This window comes from Pedobacter sp. FW305-3-2-15-E-R2A2 (genome assembly GCF_038446955.1).
Classification (GTDB): Bacteria; Bacteroidota; Bacteroidia; order Sphingobacteriales; family Sphingobacteriaceae; genus Pedobacter.
In genome coordinates, this window is sequence record NZ_CP151803.1 from 664,826 (window position 1) to 680,341 (window position 15,516).

Sequence of the window (15,516 nt, forward strand, 5' to 3'; positions counted from 1 at the left end):
TTTTATGAAAAAAAACTATTTTGCACTAAGGTGCCTATTACTGTGTTATGGTTCCAGCCGAAAGGTAAGCAGGTGGAGCGGAAAACTAAGAGCTCTCTCTCTTGAGGACTGATTGATAGTTGTTTTTTTCTGAATTGAAACCATCAAACATCATTTCAAAAATGGAAATGATGCCGTTCCAGTTCTGGTGATTTGATACTTGATCTGAAGCTTTGCATGCGGCTAATTTTTGAAGATAACGTTTTTGTATTTCTCGTTTCGACATAATTTCTCCCTGATATGCCTGCATTTTTGGACTGTAGCCTTTCCATAGTATTGGTAATAATTCTCCATTAATTTCTTTGAGTACGTCTTCGCCAAGGTATAACTCAATGCTGCAGGCCAGTCCATTTATATTCATGAAATTTAATCCCGTAGGACCTAATGTGGGATAATTTTCTGCAAAGGAGATGTACGGGTAATTTAATATTTTGATGTGATGAGGTAGTGAGAGTTCTTCTAATGTGGCTTGTGCTTCTCTGGCTGCAGTATCATTATCAAACAAAGCGATGATCTTGTTACTAATACCCGCTCCGGCAAAAGACTTAATCATATTGACCAAATTGCCAGAGCCACCTTGAGAATTGAAACTTTCAAAATCAAAAAAGCTATAAAACTCATACAAGTGAGGATAAAGCAACTGTAGGGCGGGCTTTAATATAGCAATATCTGATGTGCCCTCGGTCAGAACAATAATCCGTTCATGGGGTTCTTTGGGATTGATAACGTCCTCATCGGTGAATATTTCCGCGTCATATAAGTCGGTGTAGTCAAAAACGACTAGTGTGTCCGGGGCTACCACGGTTAGAAATGCACGAAGCGAGAAAAGGTCGTTGCTGAAAGGCAATGCTTCCAATAGATCATAATCCTTATCTATAATGTAGTTAAAGGTGTTACTATAAATCCGTTCGTAAGACGACTTCTTTATTTTGAGGTCAGGTTCGTGTACAAGCTTGTGTATACTTTCTAAAAAATCATTAAGATCATATTTCTTCCAGAATTTCCGCTCTTTTATATGATTACTTGTTTCAATGGTGTCATGGTAGTCAATCAAAAAGCTTAGCTCTTTTATTCTGTATTGTCGCATTGCTTCAAAATTTGACTTCATTTCCTCTTCTGAAAATCCTAGAACGTTCAGCCTTTCTAAGAGAATTCCGGCACGAGAACTCAAAACATGCTTTTCTTCAGTATGTAAAAAGGGATTCGGATGATCTTTTCTGTATTCCTGCTCATATACCTTGGCGTCGGTGGTATGAAATATCAGGTTGGTGAACCAATCCAGATCTTCGACCGTTGATCTCACCAGTTTGTTTTTGATGTAAAGAGAGCCGTAACTTGTCATATTAATGAGATAAGTCGTAAAGTTATTCAATTATTGGCTTTTATCGTATTTCGCTCCGGCATTGAAATTTAGCACCAATATGTATAAAGCTTGTCCCATGAACTTTCCAGTAGTGATCCGAATTTCGTATTAATTGTTTTTGAAGTAGAATATTTTTAAACTCAAACTACTCTACTAGAGATAAACTAATTTTTTAGCATATCTCTAGTAGAGATAAATGTGATTATTTATACACATAAAAATACCCTACTAGAGACTGCAAATGCATTGTTTGAATTGAATTTTTTGGTGCTTGTTTTAATGCATTATCGGCCAATTTTCTTCATAGGATCTATTTTTTATCCTTTTTTCTTTTTCCAGGTTCTCCTATACTTTAATGTGAAATCTCTACTAAGGGGCTCCTGGGCAACCAACTCGCTAATCCTAGCAATTTTCTTCAAATCATCTATGAATTTTTTTGAGTTCAGTTCGAAGGGGAGCACAGAAAAAGCCTTAGAGAAATCTAAGGCTTTTTGCGTTTAACTACTTTCCTATAGTCCACAACATTGCATTTATTCAAGAAAATGTTGATGTATTCCAAATAATATATTCCTGATAATTTGTGGTTGTTTGCTGAAAAAGAGATTAAATTAGCTCTTAACGTATGTAATATGGATATCAAATTGTTTGAAAGCAAGCGAATTCGTTCAGAGTGGAGTGAAACTGATCAGAAGTGGTATTTTTCTATTGTTGATGTCATTGGAACATTGACAGATAGTGGAAATCCACAAGTGTACTGGAGGGTGCTTAAAAAAAGGCTTTCGGATGAAGGGAATCAAACCGTTACAAATTGTAACGGTTTGAAAATGGTAGCTGCGGATGGAAAAATGCGAATGACTGATGTTGCAGATACGGAACAATTACTTCGTTTAATCCAATCTATCCCCTCGCCGAAGGCCGAACCATTTAAAATGTGGTTAGCCAAAGTGGGTTACGAGCGGATGCAGGAAATCTCCGATCCGGAGCAAAGCCTGGATAGGGCCAGAGAAAACTGGCAGAAAGCCGGCAGAACTGAGAAATGGATTCAGCAGCGCATGTCTGGGCAGGAAACCCGGAATAAGTTAACTGATTATTGGCAGGAGCATGGTGTACAAAAAGGAGATGAGTTTGTACTGCTACCAATATTATTCATCAGGAATGGACCGGTATGACGGTAAATACCCATAAAGATGTGAAAGGTCTGGAAAGACATAACCTAATAAGATTTTTTTGTGTTCAGTCTATAGTGGAGCACAAAAAAGTCTTAGAGATTTCTCTAAGCTTTTACAATTTTATCTCGCCCTGCATCTGAAATAAACCTCCTAATTTCATCCCAACCTGAAAGTTCCTGATCTCAGTATTGTCATTGTTGAGAAACATCGGGATTGAAAACCGGCCGTTGGCAACTACATCATTAATTAGCCTGATTTTGAGTATATGTCCTGATATATTCCCATCCTCCAATAGGTTCATATCATGGATTTCTTCCAGTATTCCAATAAAATCGTAGACACCAAGTTCTCCCAACGCTTTATGTGGCATGTACATGGTGAAGTCTTTACTAAAATCAGGAGCGCTGTCCGAATGCATTTCTTCTTCTGTTACTTCTGATAAATATAGAATAATCCCACTCAACGAGATATTTAGATTTGAATGTGAATGATAAATAGCTTTCTTTTCAGCGTAATCGGTAGCAAAATAGGTCATTGCGAAAGTATCGCTGCTGCCACCACTAATCACGGCTTCCAGACCACCTGCGTTAATCCACTCTGCAATGAATTGATTTTTTACGTTAATAAATTCAGGATTTGTAAGTACAGGGAAAAAGGTAGTTCTGGATTGGTCTTTTTTCTGAATTGCTCTGAAAATGACTTCATTATATTTGAGCCCGGAAATTATCAATTCATCTGTGGATGTTTCCGGAAGCTGAATCATAGCCAGTGCTGCATATTCCATTACCACATTTTGTTGACTTTTATTTAATCTGTCAAATCCGAAGATACCAGACCACATATGTCCTAAACTTCCATTGTTAACCTTTTTGATCGTCAATCCGAATTCATTTTCAGAAATTTCAGGTTTAATTTCAACCCGTTCCTGGAAATAGTTCTTAGCCTCATCTAGCTCAGTAGATAATATGCTTGCATTCTGCTCATCTGAAAAAAAGCTGAACCCTCTATATGTTACCGCATTATTCTCAATTGAATAAGGAAAGCCAATGGAGCCCTTTGGACCATTAACAGAATTATACTTCATTGTTATAGCAGTATATTTACTGTCTTCATGAGCAATTGCATGATTGCCATCGTTATTATATTCTGAATGATAAAACATGGCGTAAGATAATATAGTACCAGCAGACATCCTTCTTTCAAATTCAGTTTCCATCATTTCCAATACCTCGGGGACGGTGTAATTGAAACTCATGTCTTTTGTCACATATAAATATCCCACCAGGTTGTTTTGAGTATCTTCAAAGGCAGCAATAGGTGATTGGTTATCTCTGAACATCATAGATGTAAAAAGAACTACATACTCCCGATATTTATATATGAGTTGAAATTGTTCTTCCGAAGCAGGTTGAAAAATACCTGTCGACTGACTTAATGTTGATGCGTTAAGTCTATCAGCATACATCTCATTTATTGATTTTTTAGGTTGAGAATTTACACTTAGAGCAGATCTGTTTTCCGCTAATACTGATTGTTCTTCCTGATTTATTTTCTTTTTGGTTTTAAAAAAATCGAATATGCCCATAGATTCTAAATATCTGATAATGCAAAGTATGAACTTATTTTTTATACAGTGGAGCCCGTTTCAATAAATATTCCAGCGGACTGGTATGGGTTTACCTTATTTTTTGTCGATTTTCAGCAGGGAGATTTTGCTAGCTCAAAGTTTGGATCCTAGTATTGAACGTTTGTGTAACTAATTTGCTGATTATGAACAAACAAAACTTTTAACCTGAACAATACTTTTAAAATAGGTAAAAGATTTGAGATCATAATTTTGACTTGTACATAGACACGGTAGACCCAGTTACTAAACGACCTCCGGCAGTTTCTGCATTTGGTGCAAAATGTATTCCTGCAAAGTTTGTGATAGATGGTAAAGGTCAAATACGTTTTAAAGTGGAAGGTTTTGAAGGTAACTTTAAATAGTAATTTTTATGATATGTCTACACTTGCCAGCAAAAAAAAAGCATCCTGAATCAGCGCAATATTTGAACTGGTGTCGTTCTCATTGGATGTCGTTTTTTTTTATACTTTTACTTCCCTATGAGCAACCGGCATAACCATACCGATGAAGAACTGATCATCCTATATAAGGAAAACGATGTTGTTGCTTTCCGGGAAATTTATGTCAGGTATTGGTATGAGTTGTATCTGATCACCAATAAAAGATTGAGATCCAAAGAAGCATCGGAAGAAATTATCCAGAATTTCTTTACTATATTCTGGACCAATCGGAAAAAGATCAATATCAGGAGTTCACTGAGGGCTTATCTCCATACGTCTATCCGCTATTCGGTTATTGATCATCTGGCTAAGGAGGCTACAAAAAATAACTATCTGGAATTGCTTTCTTTTAATTATAAGGACACCGCCAATACCACTGAAGAAACAATCTTCTTACACGAGGTAGAAGAGGGGATTAGTTTTGTCATGTCGAAATTGCCCGCCAAATGTCGAAGGGTATTTGAACTCAGCAGGCAGCAGCATAAATCAAATAAGGAAATTGCTGAATTATTGGGGCTCTCTGAAAAAACCGTAGAGAACCATATTACAAATGCTTTGAAACTTTTCAGGGTACATTTTAAGGAGATGCTCATCGCTTCATCCTTCGCCTGGTTATTATTTTAGGCCCCCCTTCATCTTTTTTTATTTTTTTTTGGGGGCAACTGCCTGTCCGGCCGACTATATCATTAACCAACCAAATATAAATAAACCATTATGGGCAAATCAATTACTGTGTCCTTGCTTAAAAAATATCTTTCAGGTAGCTGCACTGCCAGTGAGACAGAACAGGTTAATCGTTGGTTTGACAGCATGGATGGGGTTCCGGAACATATTGCGGGGCTGTCAGAAGAGGAGCGGATGTTAATGGAAGACAGGGTTTTTGAACGCATTCTACATCACATAGAGAAAGAAGAGCAGACCAGTACATATTCATTGCCAAAAAAATCAATTTATTCATGGAAAGGACTGACGGTTGCTGCATCTCTGTTGTTGTTCCTGAGTTTGGTTGTTCTTTGGATGCAGCATCCTTCCTCGCTTTCCCCGAAGCAAATTACCAAATCAGCTGAATCAACAAATATTAAACCCGGAGGCAATAAGGCGGTGCTCACACTCAGCGACGGGTCGTCTTTGGTACTGGCTGACGCAAGCTTGGGTACTGTGGCTGATCAGCAAAATGTAAGTGTGATAAAAACTGCTGAGGGAGAGCTGAGTTATCAAAAAGGCACCGCAAACAATTCTTCAGAAATAGTATACAATACCATCACCACACCGGTGGGAGGGAAATACAGTGTCGTATTGCCTGATGGCAGTAAGGTCTGGCTAAATTCCAAGTCCAGTTTAAGGTTTCCTACTTCATTTACAGGACCTGAAAGAAAGGTACAAATGACTGGTGAGGTGTATTTTGAAATTGCCAGGAATCCGAAGCAGCCTTTTAAAGTACTATCCCGGGGAACACAAATCAGTGTGTTGGGAACACATTTTAATGTGATGGCCTATGAAGACGAAACCGAGGAAAAAACAACACTGTTAGAAGGCAGTATCCATCTTTCTTCGGGGAAATTTTCTAAGCTTTTGAAACCCGGACAACAAGCTGCTGTAGATGCATCCGGCATACAGGTTAATCAGCACGTCGATCTGCAGGAAGTAATGGCCTGGAGAAACAACCTGTTTATTTTTAAAGACATGGAAATCAAAGAAATTGCCCGACAAATATCCAGATGGTATGATGTTCAGGTTGTATTTAAAAGCACGACTTCAAAAATACCTTACACGGGTACGATATCTAAAGATGTTGAACTTTCAGAGCTCCTGAGCATGCTTCAGTTTACAGGGCTAAAATACGAATTGAACAACCGTCTGCTCACCATTATTGAATAATACGTAAAACCGGCTACACTAAATTTTTAACCAAATAAACAACCAGATATGAAACAATACTACAACACAGTATAATGAATCGGCGTAGCCATTTAAAAAAAAGAACCGGATAGTGTTTGCAGCACATCCGGTCATTGTAAAGGTTACCTACAAGCCAATGAGACGACATTATAATTTAACCCAAACTCCATAAAGATATGAATTTATTTTTTAGGATCAGGCAGGTATTGTGCTGTGATCCTTACCAAATCCTCTTGAGAATGAGACTCACTGTGCTTTTTTTTATTCTTGCCCTGATGCAGGTTAGCGCTAGTAGCTTTAGTCAGAATTTGACGCTTAAACAAACCAATGCAGACATCGTTTCTGTCCTGAAGCAAATTGAAAAACAAAGTGGTTATCATTTGCTTTTCAGGCCTGCCGATATTGACGAGAAATATAGAATCAATGTAAATGTCACCGATATGCCTCTCGAACAGGCAATGGGGATGATCTTAAGAAACACAAACCTTGATTTCAAGATCATTAAAAAAACCATCATTCTCAAAAAGACAGCGTACTTTCCGGCGCTGAACAGTCAAATTCAGGAGACCGAAATTTCCGGTACCGTGAGCGATGAGAAGGGGGTAACCCTGCCCGGAGTTGCGGTCAGGGTGAAGGACTCAAAGGTCGCTACAGTAACTGATATCAACGGAACGTATAAGATCTCGGTTCCATCAGCTGGCGGAGTGCTCCTGTTTTCATTCGTCGGCATGGAGACACAAGAAATCCCGGCTGGTAAAAAGAACGTACTGAATGTGGTGCTAAAGCCGCAAACGACCTTGCTGAGTGACGTGGTAGTGATTGGTTACGGAACTCAAAAGCGCAGCGATATTAACGGATCGATCTCTTCTGTAAAAGCTGCTGATATTGCAAATGTACCTCAGGTAAGCATCGATCAGATGTTACAGGGCAGGGCTTCCGGACTAACCATCTCCCAGAATTCAGGGGCACCCGGCAGCAATACTTCGGTCCGTGTACGCGGGGTGACTTCCTTAAGTGGTAGCAATGAACCCTTATATGTGATAGATGGCGTGCCGATCTCAGGTGATGCGAGTAACCAGAGTACAAGCGGTCGCTCGCCCTTACAGGCTTCCTCCTCAAATGCGAATTCACAGACCACCGTCAGCCCTCTATCACTGATCAATCCAAATGACATTGAGTCGATTGATGTATTAAAAGATGCATCTGCAACGGCGATCTATGGAAACAGGGCATCCAACGGGGTGATCATCATCACGACCAAACGTGGTAAAAGTGGCAATGCGGTCATTAGCTACGATGGTTATGCAGGTTTTCAAAAGGTAGCAAAGTATATGGATGTAATGAACCTTAAACAATATGCGACACTCCAGAACGCTTTAGGGGATATTTATGGAACCGGAAGAAGAGTTGAATTTGCAGACCCTTCCGTATTGGGAGAAGGTACAAACTGGCAGAAGGAAATCTTCAGAACTGCCCCGCAGCAAAGTCATCAGGTTTCCGTTTCCGGTGGTAAAGAAGGAATGAATTACTACATCTCAGGTGGATACCTCGGACAAGACGGGACGGTGATTGGTTCTGATTTTCGCCGCTATAGCCTTCGCACGAATGTGGATGCCCAGGTTAAGGAATGGTTTAAAGTGGGAATTACCCTGACCGCAAACCGCTCAGCAGAAAATGTAATTACCAGCGACAACAATGGCATCATTTACAATGCGCTGTTACAGGGACCAGACCTTGCAGTAACCAATCTTGACGGAACGTATACCGGGCCTCCGGCATCAGATCCTTTGGCTGCCGCAGCTGCATTAAACCCGGTTGCACAGGCACAGCAGATCAAAAACAAACTGAAGAGGAGCAACATCAATACAAATATCTATAATGAATTAAAGTTCTTTAAACCGCTTTCCTTAAGGTCAGAACTGGGCGGTGATTTTAATTTCTCAGATAACAACGTTTTCACCCCAAGCTATTCATGGGGCCGTTTTACCAATCCAACGGCTTCCTTAAAGGAACGCCATCAGCAAAGTACATTTCTGATCTGGAAAGAATACCTGAACTATAACCAGACCTTTGGAGCTAAACATAATTTGAATGCGATCTTAGGTTATGAAGTTCAGGAAGCGACCTGGAGAGGGATCGAAGGAGGACGCCAGGGCTTTTACAGCAATGATGTGCAGTCGCTGAACTTAGGGCAGGCCATAACTGCAACCAATGATGAATACATTGGTACACAGCGGCAGGAATCGATATATGCCCGTGCCATTTATACTTATGGTTCAAAGTACAGCCTGACCTCCACGATCCGGAGAGATAAGACATCCAAGTTTGCGGAGGGCTCCCAGACGGGCTATTTCCCTTCCTTTGCCGCTTCCTGGAAATTATCTGAGGAATCATTTATGAAAAAGATCAATACGGTGGTAAGCGGGGTTAAAATCCGCCTTGGGTATGGGGAAGTAGGTAACCAGGACATCCCTAATTACCTGTACAGTTCTTTATTGAGGTCATCTCAAACCGGGTTGGGCACAGGTTTCCTTGCCGGACGAATTGACAATAAGGCATTAAAGTGGCAAACCTCAGTTCAATATAACGGCGGAATTGACATGAGCTTCCTGAACGGAAAGATCAATACCAGTTTCGACCTTTATAAAAAGACATCGAAGGATTTCCTGTTTCAACTGACACTTCCTGCATACCTTGTAGGCGGACCTGATTACCTGGGTGGCATCAACCCACCTTATGTGAATCTTGGGAAGATCAATAACGTAGGTTTTGATCTGAGCGTCAATTCACAAAATATCAGTAATGATCATTTTAAATGGAGTACAAGTGTAGTTTTCTCTCATTATAAAAACTCGGTAGAAGAACTGGGCAATGGCCTTACTGAACTTTTCGGAACGGTAACCAATGCCTACCTGCAAACACCGGTAACACGTACTGTGGTAGGTGGCTCAGTTGGTGAGTTCTATGGTTATAAAGTAAAAGACATTTTTAAAACACAGGAACAACTTCAGTCTGCACCTGTTCAATTTGGCCGTGGCATAGCGAACAACAGCAACAGCACCTGGCTGGGGGATATTCAATATGTGGATGTAAACGGTGATGGCAAAATAGACGATAAGGACCGTACTGAGATTGGGAACCCGAACCCGAAATTTACCTATGGCATTACCAATACCTTCAATTATAAATCCTTTGATTTTACGGTATTTTTAAACGGATCTTATGGTTCGAAAATTATGAATTTGTTAAACAATACCATGGGTAACCTGGCGGCAGTTTATCAAAATCAATATGCTGCTTACAGCAATTTCTGGACACCTGAAAATCCGGATTCCAATATTCCTGCACCTAAAATCGGGATTGATAATCCAAATCTGGTAGTGTCCGACAGATATGTGGAGAGCGGATCCTTTTTAAGGATTCAAAATGTAAGCCTTGGCTACAAAGTACCTTCAGCATGGATCAAAAAATTCAAATTTACCAATCTGAAAGTGTATTCAAGTGTGCAGAACCTCTACACGTTTACCAAATACAAAGGGTACGATCCGGAAATAGGGGCAATGAATCAAAGCGCAATTCTGAATAATATCGACCTGGGCAGGTATCCGATAGCCAGGACGATCACTTTTGGAATAAACGCACAATTTTAGTGACCACAAATTATTGTAAGAAAATGAAATCATATCTCATATACGCCTTTATTTTTATAGCCCTTGTCAGCAGCAGCTGTAAAAAAGATTTTTTTAACATTCCGCCACAGGATGCGCTCAGCGCAGATAATTTTTACCAGAATGCGGAGCAGGTACAGGCCAGCACGACCGCACTGTATAATTCTCCATGGTTTGACTGGAATGCGAAAGCCTCCTGGTGTATCTCCGAATTGCTAAGCGGCAATGCACATACCTATTCGCCCGATGTGATCAACTTTGGCAATTTCTCGGTAACCGCCGACAATACCCAGCTGCTATCGGCCTGGAATTCCATGTATAGCGTAGTTGCCCAATCAAACGCAGTGATCAATAACCTCAAAGCGAAAGTTCCTGCAAGTGTGCCGGCAGCAGTAGTAAATAATGCATTGGGTGAAGCGAGGTTCATGCGCGCTATTGCCTATTTTTACCTGGTCAGGACCTGGGGAAATGTGCCGATCATAGAAAATAGCCTGGATCATGTCAGCAAATATCAGATCAATACCAATCCGATAACTGATATTTATCAGTTCATCATCAACGACCTTAAGTTTGCTGAAGAGAACTGCACTAAAATGATCAGAACAGGATCTGTTTCCCAAGGCAGGGTATCAAGCGGATCAGCAGCTGCATTATTGGCAAAAGTTTACCTCTACATGCGGGATTATCCCAATGCCCGCCTTAAAGCAGAACAAGTGATCAATAGTGGAGAATTCAAATTATATGGGGTAGACATTTCCGGAAAAACTTATGCGGACTTATTTAAAACCGCCAATAACAATAATGAAGAAAGTATAGCCGCTATCCAATGGCTGGGCGGATCTTCCTATGGGCATGGAAATGCTTTGCAGTCTTTCCTGGCCTATAATTCTGAAATTACCGGTACGGGAGATGGATATGGCAGCGTTACTCCGTCAATAGATTTGTTAACTAACTATGAGCCAGGTGACCTGAGGAGAAAACCTACCGTAATGATGCAGGGCGATGTTTATCCGGAAATTAACCAGGCAAAAGGAGGTTATACTTTACCAGTTGGGGCAGTTGCACAGGGAATGCCTGCATTTATCAAAAAGTATGTAGTAGGGACACCAGCAGACAATGGAGGTAAAGGAGCCGCTTTTTCAACTGCAAATAATACTTACCTGATGCGTTATGCAGATGTACTTTTAATTGAGGCAGAGGCTGTTCTTGCTGGAGCAGAGCGTACTTCTGCTGCTGCTGCCCTCATCCCGTTCAATAAAATCAGACAACGGGCCGGGCTGATTCCCAAAACATCGATCTCCATTCAGGATATTTATCAGGAACGCCGGGTAGAATTTGTGTTTGAGGCAGATTATTGGTTTGATCTGGGCAGAATGGATGGGTTTAATGTGACTTCCCATCCTAAAGCGATCGCGGTTATCGCCAACCAGGAACGGGGCATTTACAGCAATACTACACCTGTAGTAATTTGGGGCCAGAAATATACGCCGACTGATGCGAATTTTCTTTTGCCATATCCAACCACAGAATCCACCCTCAACCCTAAATTATTATTGCCACCGGTACCTTACAATTTTAAATAGTTATTATGAAAATCATATATAAAAACCCCATAGCCCTTTGCCTGACAGGTCTATTTTTCATGTTGATATTTATCACTTCCTGCAAAAAAGAGGAGGAAGGCAAGGGCGCGCCGGTCATCACCAGGATTCGTACCCTGGTTAAGCCGGGAAGTGCTGCACCAATCGCTTTGGACTCTACGGTCAGCTCAGGCGATGTTGGTGGTACTTATGTGATCGAAGGTTTGAATTTGAAAAGCACGAAGAGGGTCGAGTTTAATGGGGCAGAAGCCTATTTGAACACCGCACTTTTTAGTGACCGTACCATTGTGGTTACGATTCCTGCTACTGCATCCTGGATCAATCAAACAGGTAAACTCAAGCTAACCAATGCATCCGGCAGCACCACCTTCGATTTTAGCATCCGGCAGCCGGCTCCGCTCATTACAGATCTGAGCCAGTTTAACGGAGCGGCCGGAGATATCATTACCATCACAGGATCTCGTTTTGACGGGGTGTCCGGTGTAAAATTCGGTACGGTAGAAGCCCGGGTAATCTCAACAACAAGTACAGAAATTAAAGTGTCGGTACCTGATGCTGCCCTGGGCGCAGTAAGCGTAACTACTCCTGGTGGAACCGGTACAGGTCCGTATGTCTCCTACGATGGGGTCGCAGTACCCATATTATTGCCTTTTGGGTTCAGACACCTGTTTTACGACGATAAAATAACAGCGGGTTATGACTTTAATTTTGGTGGTGCCAGCGGCGATGTGAACAATGCAGAAATGGTTAAAAGGGGTACCAATTCCATCAAACTTACCTATACCGGAAATTATGCAGGATATGCAGTGGGCAGTGGCGATCCGGTAGACCTGAGTGATAAGACCTATGTTAAATTTTCCATCTACGGAACCACCGGTACTGAAGGCAAAGTGATCAAGATCGGATTGAACGATTTTGACAACCGTCAGGTGAGCATCGTGCTCCACTCCGGCAAATGGACCACTTATGTCGTTCCTCTGGAACGTTTCCAAAATGCAATACAACCTGGTAAACCCACCAGTCTGAATTGGATTGGGTTTCAGGAATTGAGTGGTAATGCACCGGAGACCATTTTCCTGGATGATATCGGGGTGTATTAATTCTTCCGTATTAAAATAGTTCAATGAAATGATCTGAAGCAACAGCAGGATAGCCAGACTGTTGCTTCGGATTATTTTAGGTTAAGCACAAAAAATATAATCCAATGAAATTATTAAAATATCTAGCTGTGGGCATGCTGATGCTCAGCGTTAATTACTCCGCAATGGCGCAAAAAAATCTGGTCACAAATGGTGGCTTTGAAGATGAGCTTAGCGGATGGGTGGATTATTCTGCCAAGGTTACCCCTTATGTTTTTAGTACCGGAAAAATGAGCAGCGCACTGGTTTCTCATGATCCCTCAAAATGGACAGGAATGCATCAAATTGTATCCCTTCCCAAAAACACACAATATATCCTGATGACTGCCCGGATTAAGGCAGATGAAGTGAGCGTTGGAAAGGAAGCCTGGAATGGGGCTCTTTTCCTGTTTGAAATGCTCAATAAGGACGAATCAAAAGTCGGAGAGGGGATTAACATCGCTTCAGTTACCGGAACCCAGGACTGGAAGCTTTATGAACGAGCCTATATCATTCCTTCCGGGGTGACGAAAATAAAGCTGTTGTTTGCACTGGGCTATGTATCCGGGACAATGTTTATTGATGATGTGAGCCTCAAAGCAATCAGTCAGGCCGATTATGAAAAATATCTGTAACATGATGAAATCCATATTTTACGGATCGCTTTTTATGCTTTTCGCACTAAATTCAACTGAGGCCCTGGCCCAAAAGACCGAAAACCAGCAAATCTTTTTCGATCAGTCCGGATTTTATCCGGCTTTGGATAAAAGTGTGCTCCTCACCGGAGCTGTTCCGGGAGGTAGTTTTGAACTCATTGCGTTACCAGGCAGGCAGTCGGTATATACCGGATCACTGTCTGAGCAGAAAAGTACAGGCTATTCCGGAATTAAGACCAGGATCGCAGATTTTAGCAGTTTCCAACAACCCGGAACTTATTTAATCCGGATTCCGGGAATCGGCGAATCTTCGGCTTTCCCGATTGGGGATGATGTGCATCAGGACCTGGCAGGAGCGGCTTTGAAAGGGTTTTATTACCAGCGGGCTTCTTCAGCACTGGATAAAAATTATGCAGGAAAGTGGTACCGGGCTTCGGGACACCCGGACACTGCGGTTCAGATTCATCCTTCAGCTGTCTCCAAAAACCGACAGGCCAATAGCCGCATTAATGTTGCGGGAGGCTGGTATGATGCAGGCGATTACAATAAGTACATCGTCAACAGCGGGATTTCTACTGCCACCTTACTTTCCGCATACGAAGACTTTCCTGAGTACTTCCTTAGCCTGAAAGCAACCCTTCCAAACGCGAAAAATAAGGTGCCGGATATATTGACCGAGGCCATCTATAATTTACGCTGGATGCTGAAGATGCAGGATCCTGCTGATGGAGGTGTATATAATAAATGTACAAATCTTGATTTCGATGCGATGGTGATGCCGGAGCAGGCGTTAGCTACCCGGTATGTCGTGGCAAAAGGTACTGCCGCAACGCTGAATATGGCCGCCGTTGCCGCTCAGGCATCCCGTATTTTAAAGAATTTTCCGGAACAGTATCCCGGCCTGGCCGATAGCTGCCGTTCTGCAGCTGCCCTGGCCTGGAATTGGGCGGTCAAAAATCCAAACCTTGCTTACGATCAGGACCTGATGAACAGGACCTTCGACCTGAAGGTAAATACAGGTGGTTATGGAGATAAGGATTTCGAAGATGAATGGATCTGGGCTTCGGCCGAGTTACTGGCATCTACCGCGGAGCAAAAATACTTTGATGCTTTCTTTGCGCGCCTGAATGCCCCTGTGAATTTGCCGAGTTGGAGTTATGTAGGAATTCTGGGGTATTACTCCCTGATCAGATGTCAGCATAAACTTCCGGAAGCCTATAAAAATATCACCAGCATTTTAAAGAAGAAAGTGGTTTCCATTGCAGATCGTTACCTGCAGGCCCGCAAAACGGGTGCCTATGGTACAGTGATGGGCAGCGCGCTATCGGACTTTATATGGGGGAGTAATTCGGTCGCCATGAACCAGGGTGTTCTGCTCATTAATGCTTATTTATTCACACAAAACAAGGATTACCTGAATGCGGCACTTGGAAACCTGGATTACGTTCTGGGAAGAAATCCAACGGGTTATTCCTTTGTAACGGGCATCGGTACCAAATCACCCATGAATCCGCATCACCGTCCATCTTCTGCAGATGGGATCAACGATCCGGTTCCTGGCCTGCTCGTTGGCGGACCCAATTCCGAAAAGCAGGATGGGTTAACGTATGGATCTGCAGAGCCGGAATTGTCGTATCTGGATGATGTTGCCTCTTATGCAAGTAATGAAATTGCGATCAACTGGAATGCGCCTTTGGTCTATCTTGTAAATGCCCTGGAGTGTATGCAAAAGAAGGTAAACGAAAATTTACATGAATAGGAGGCTACTCAAAATCTCTTAGTATTCCTGCGCATTAAGTCTTTTTTAAACATTTCTACCATCAATATAAACATTTGAATCAGCCTGTTGCGGCAATTGGAAATACCTTTATTTTTCGGATGATGACCCGGTTTTAAACCGGGTTACTTATTTCGATAGTATTAACCAAATTATAAG

At 41.8% G+C, this 15,516-nt stretch carries 10 protein-coding genes; 8 read left to right on the plus strand and 2 right to left on the minus strand.

Going from position 1 to position 15,516, the window contains the following annotated elements; translation table 11 throughout:
• Positions 1 to 85: 85 nt before the first annotated feature.
• Positions 86 to 1,411 carry a HEPN/Toprim-associated domain-containing protein gene (locus tag AAFF35_RS02665; RefSeq protein ID WP_342330788.1) on the minus strand — a complete coding sequence of 442 codons (1,326 nt, stop codon included), beginning with the start codon at positions 1,409 to 1,411 and terminating at the stop codon, positions 86 to 88.
• Between the two features lie 620 nt (positions 1,412 to 2,031).
• Here AAFF35_RS02665 and AAFF35_RS02670 point away from each other — a divergent pair.
• On the plus strand, positions 2,032 to 2,571 hold the full coding sequence (locus AAFF35_RS02670; RefSeq protein WP_342330790.1) for a Bro-N domain-containing protein: 540 nt from the start codon (positions 2,032 to 2,034) through the stop codon (positions 2,569 to 2,571).
• 112 nt (positions 2,572 to 2,683) lie between these two features.
• On the opposite strand, the gene AAFF35_RS02675 is transcribed toward AAFF35_RS02670, so the two are convergent.
• Positions 2,684 to 4,156: a hypothetical protein gene (locus tag AAFF35_RS02675; protein WP_342330791.1), complete on the minus strand. Its 1,473-nt coding sequence runs from the start codon at positions 4,154 to 4,156 to the stop codon at positions 2,684 to 2,686.
• 521 nt (positions 4,157 to 4,677) lie between these two features.
• On the opposite strand from AAFF35_RS02675, the gene AAFF35_RS02680 reads away from it, so the two are divergent.
• The 7 genes from AAFF35_RS02680 to AAFF35_RS02710 all read left to right on the plus strand — a co-directional run bounded on the left by AAFF35_RS02680 (position 4,678) and on the right by AAFF35_RS02710 (position 15,339).
• Positions 4,678 to 5,262, plus strand: coding sequence for an RNA polymerase sigma-70 factor (locus AAFF35_RS02680; RefSeq protein WP_342330793.1), 585 nt, complete (start codon positions 4,678 to 4,680; stop codon positions 5,260 to 5,262).
• A 90-nt stretch (positions 5,263 to 5,352) separates the two neighbouring features.
• Entirely contained in the window at positions 5,353 to 6,516 is a 1,164-nt protein-coding gene (locus AAFF35_RS02685; RefSeq protein WP_342330795.1) for a FecR domain-containing protein, read from the plus strand.
• A 197-nt stretch (positions 6,517 to 6,713) separates the two neighbouring features.
• A complete protein-coding gene (locus AAFF35_RS02690) occupies positions 6,714 to 10,187 on the plus strand; it encodes a TonB-dependent receptor (RefSeq protein WP_342330796.1) in 3,474 nt (1,157 codons plus the stop codon).
• 23 nt (positions 10,188 to 10,210) lie between these two features.
• Complete coding sequence (locus tag AAFF35_RS02695; protein ID WP_342330798.1) at positions 10,211 to 11,788, plus strand: RagB/SusD family nutrient uptake outer membrane protein; 1,578 nt, start codon at positions 10,211 to 10,213, stop codon at positions 11,786 to 11,788.
• A gap of 5 nt (positions 11,789 to 11,793) precedes the next feature.
• On the plus strand, positions 11,794 to 12,906 hold the full coding sequence (locus tag AAFF35_RS02700) for an IPT/TIG domain-containing protein (RefSeq protein WP_342330800.1): 1,113 nt from the start codon (positions 11,794 to 11,796) through the stop codon (positions 12,904 to 12,906).
• 104 nt (positions 12,907 to 13,010) lie between these two features.
• On the plus strand, positions 13,011 to 13,559 hold the full coding sequence (locus AAFF35_RS02705) for a carbohydrate binding domain-containing protein (RefSeq protein ID WP_342330801.1): 549 nt from the start codon (positions 13,011 to 13,013) through the stop codon (positions 13,557 to 13,559).
• Between the two features lies 1 nt (position 13,560).
• Positions 13,561 to 15,339: a glycoside hydrolase family 9 protein gene (locus tag AAFF35_RS02710; protein WP_342330802.1), complete on the plus strand. Its 1,779-nt coding sequence runs from the start codon at positions 13,561 to 13,563 to the stop codon at positions 15,337 to 15,339.
• Positions 15,340 to 15,516 lie beyond the last annotated feature (177 nt).

Coding starts and splice junctions, on each gene's coding strand:
- AAFF35_RS02670 (WP_342330790.1), top strand. CDS start 2,032: ATGGATATCAAATTGTTTGAAAGCAAGCGAATTCGTTCAGAGTGGAGT.
- AAFF35_RS02675 (WP_342330791.1), bottom strand. CDS start 4,156: ATGGGCATATTCGATTTTTTTAAAACCAAAAAGAAAATAAATCAGGAA.
- AAFF35_RS02680 (WP_342330793.1), top strand. CDS start 4,678: ATGAGCAACCGGCATAACCATACCGATGAAGAACTGATCATCCTATAT.
- AAFF35_RS02685 (WP_342330795.1), top strand. CDS start 5,353: ATGGGCAAATCAATTACTGTGTCCTTGCTTAAAAAATATCTTTCAGGT.
- AAFF35_RS02690 (WP_342330796.1), top strand. CDS start 6,714: ATGAATTTATTTTTTAGGATCAGGCAGGTATTGTGCTGTGATCCTTAC.
- AAFF35_RS02695 (WP_342330798.1), top strand. CDS start 10,211: ATGAAATCATATCTCATATACGCCTTTATTTTTATAGCCCTTGTCAGC.
- AAFF35_RS02700 (WP_342330800.1), top strand. CDS start 11,794: ATGAAAATCATATATAAAAACCCCATAGCCCTTTGCCTGACAGGTCTA.
- AAFF35_RS02705 (WP_342330801.1), top strand. CDS start 13,011: ATGAAATTATTAAAATATCTAGCTGTGGGCATGCTGATGCTCAGCGTT.
- AAFF35_RS02710 (WP_342330802.1), top strand. CDS start 13,561: ATGATGAAATCCATATTTTACGGATCGCTTTTTATGCTTTTCGCACTA.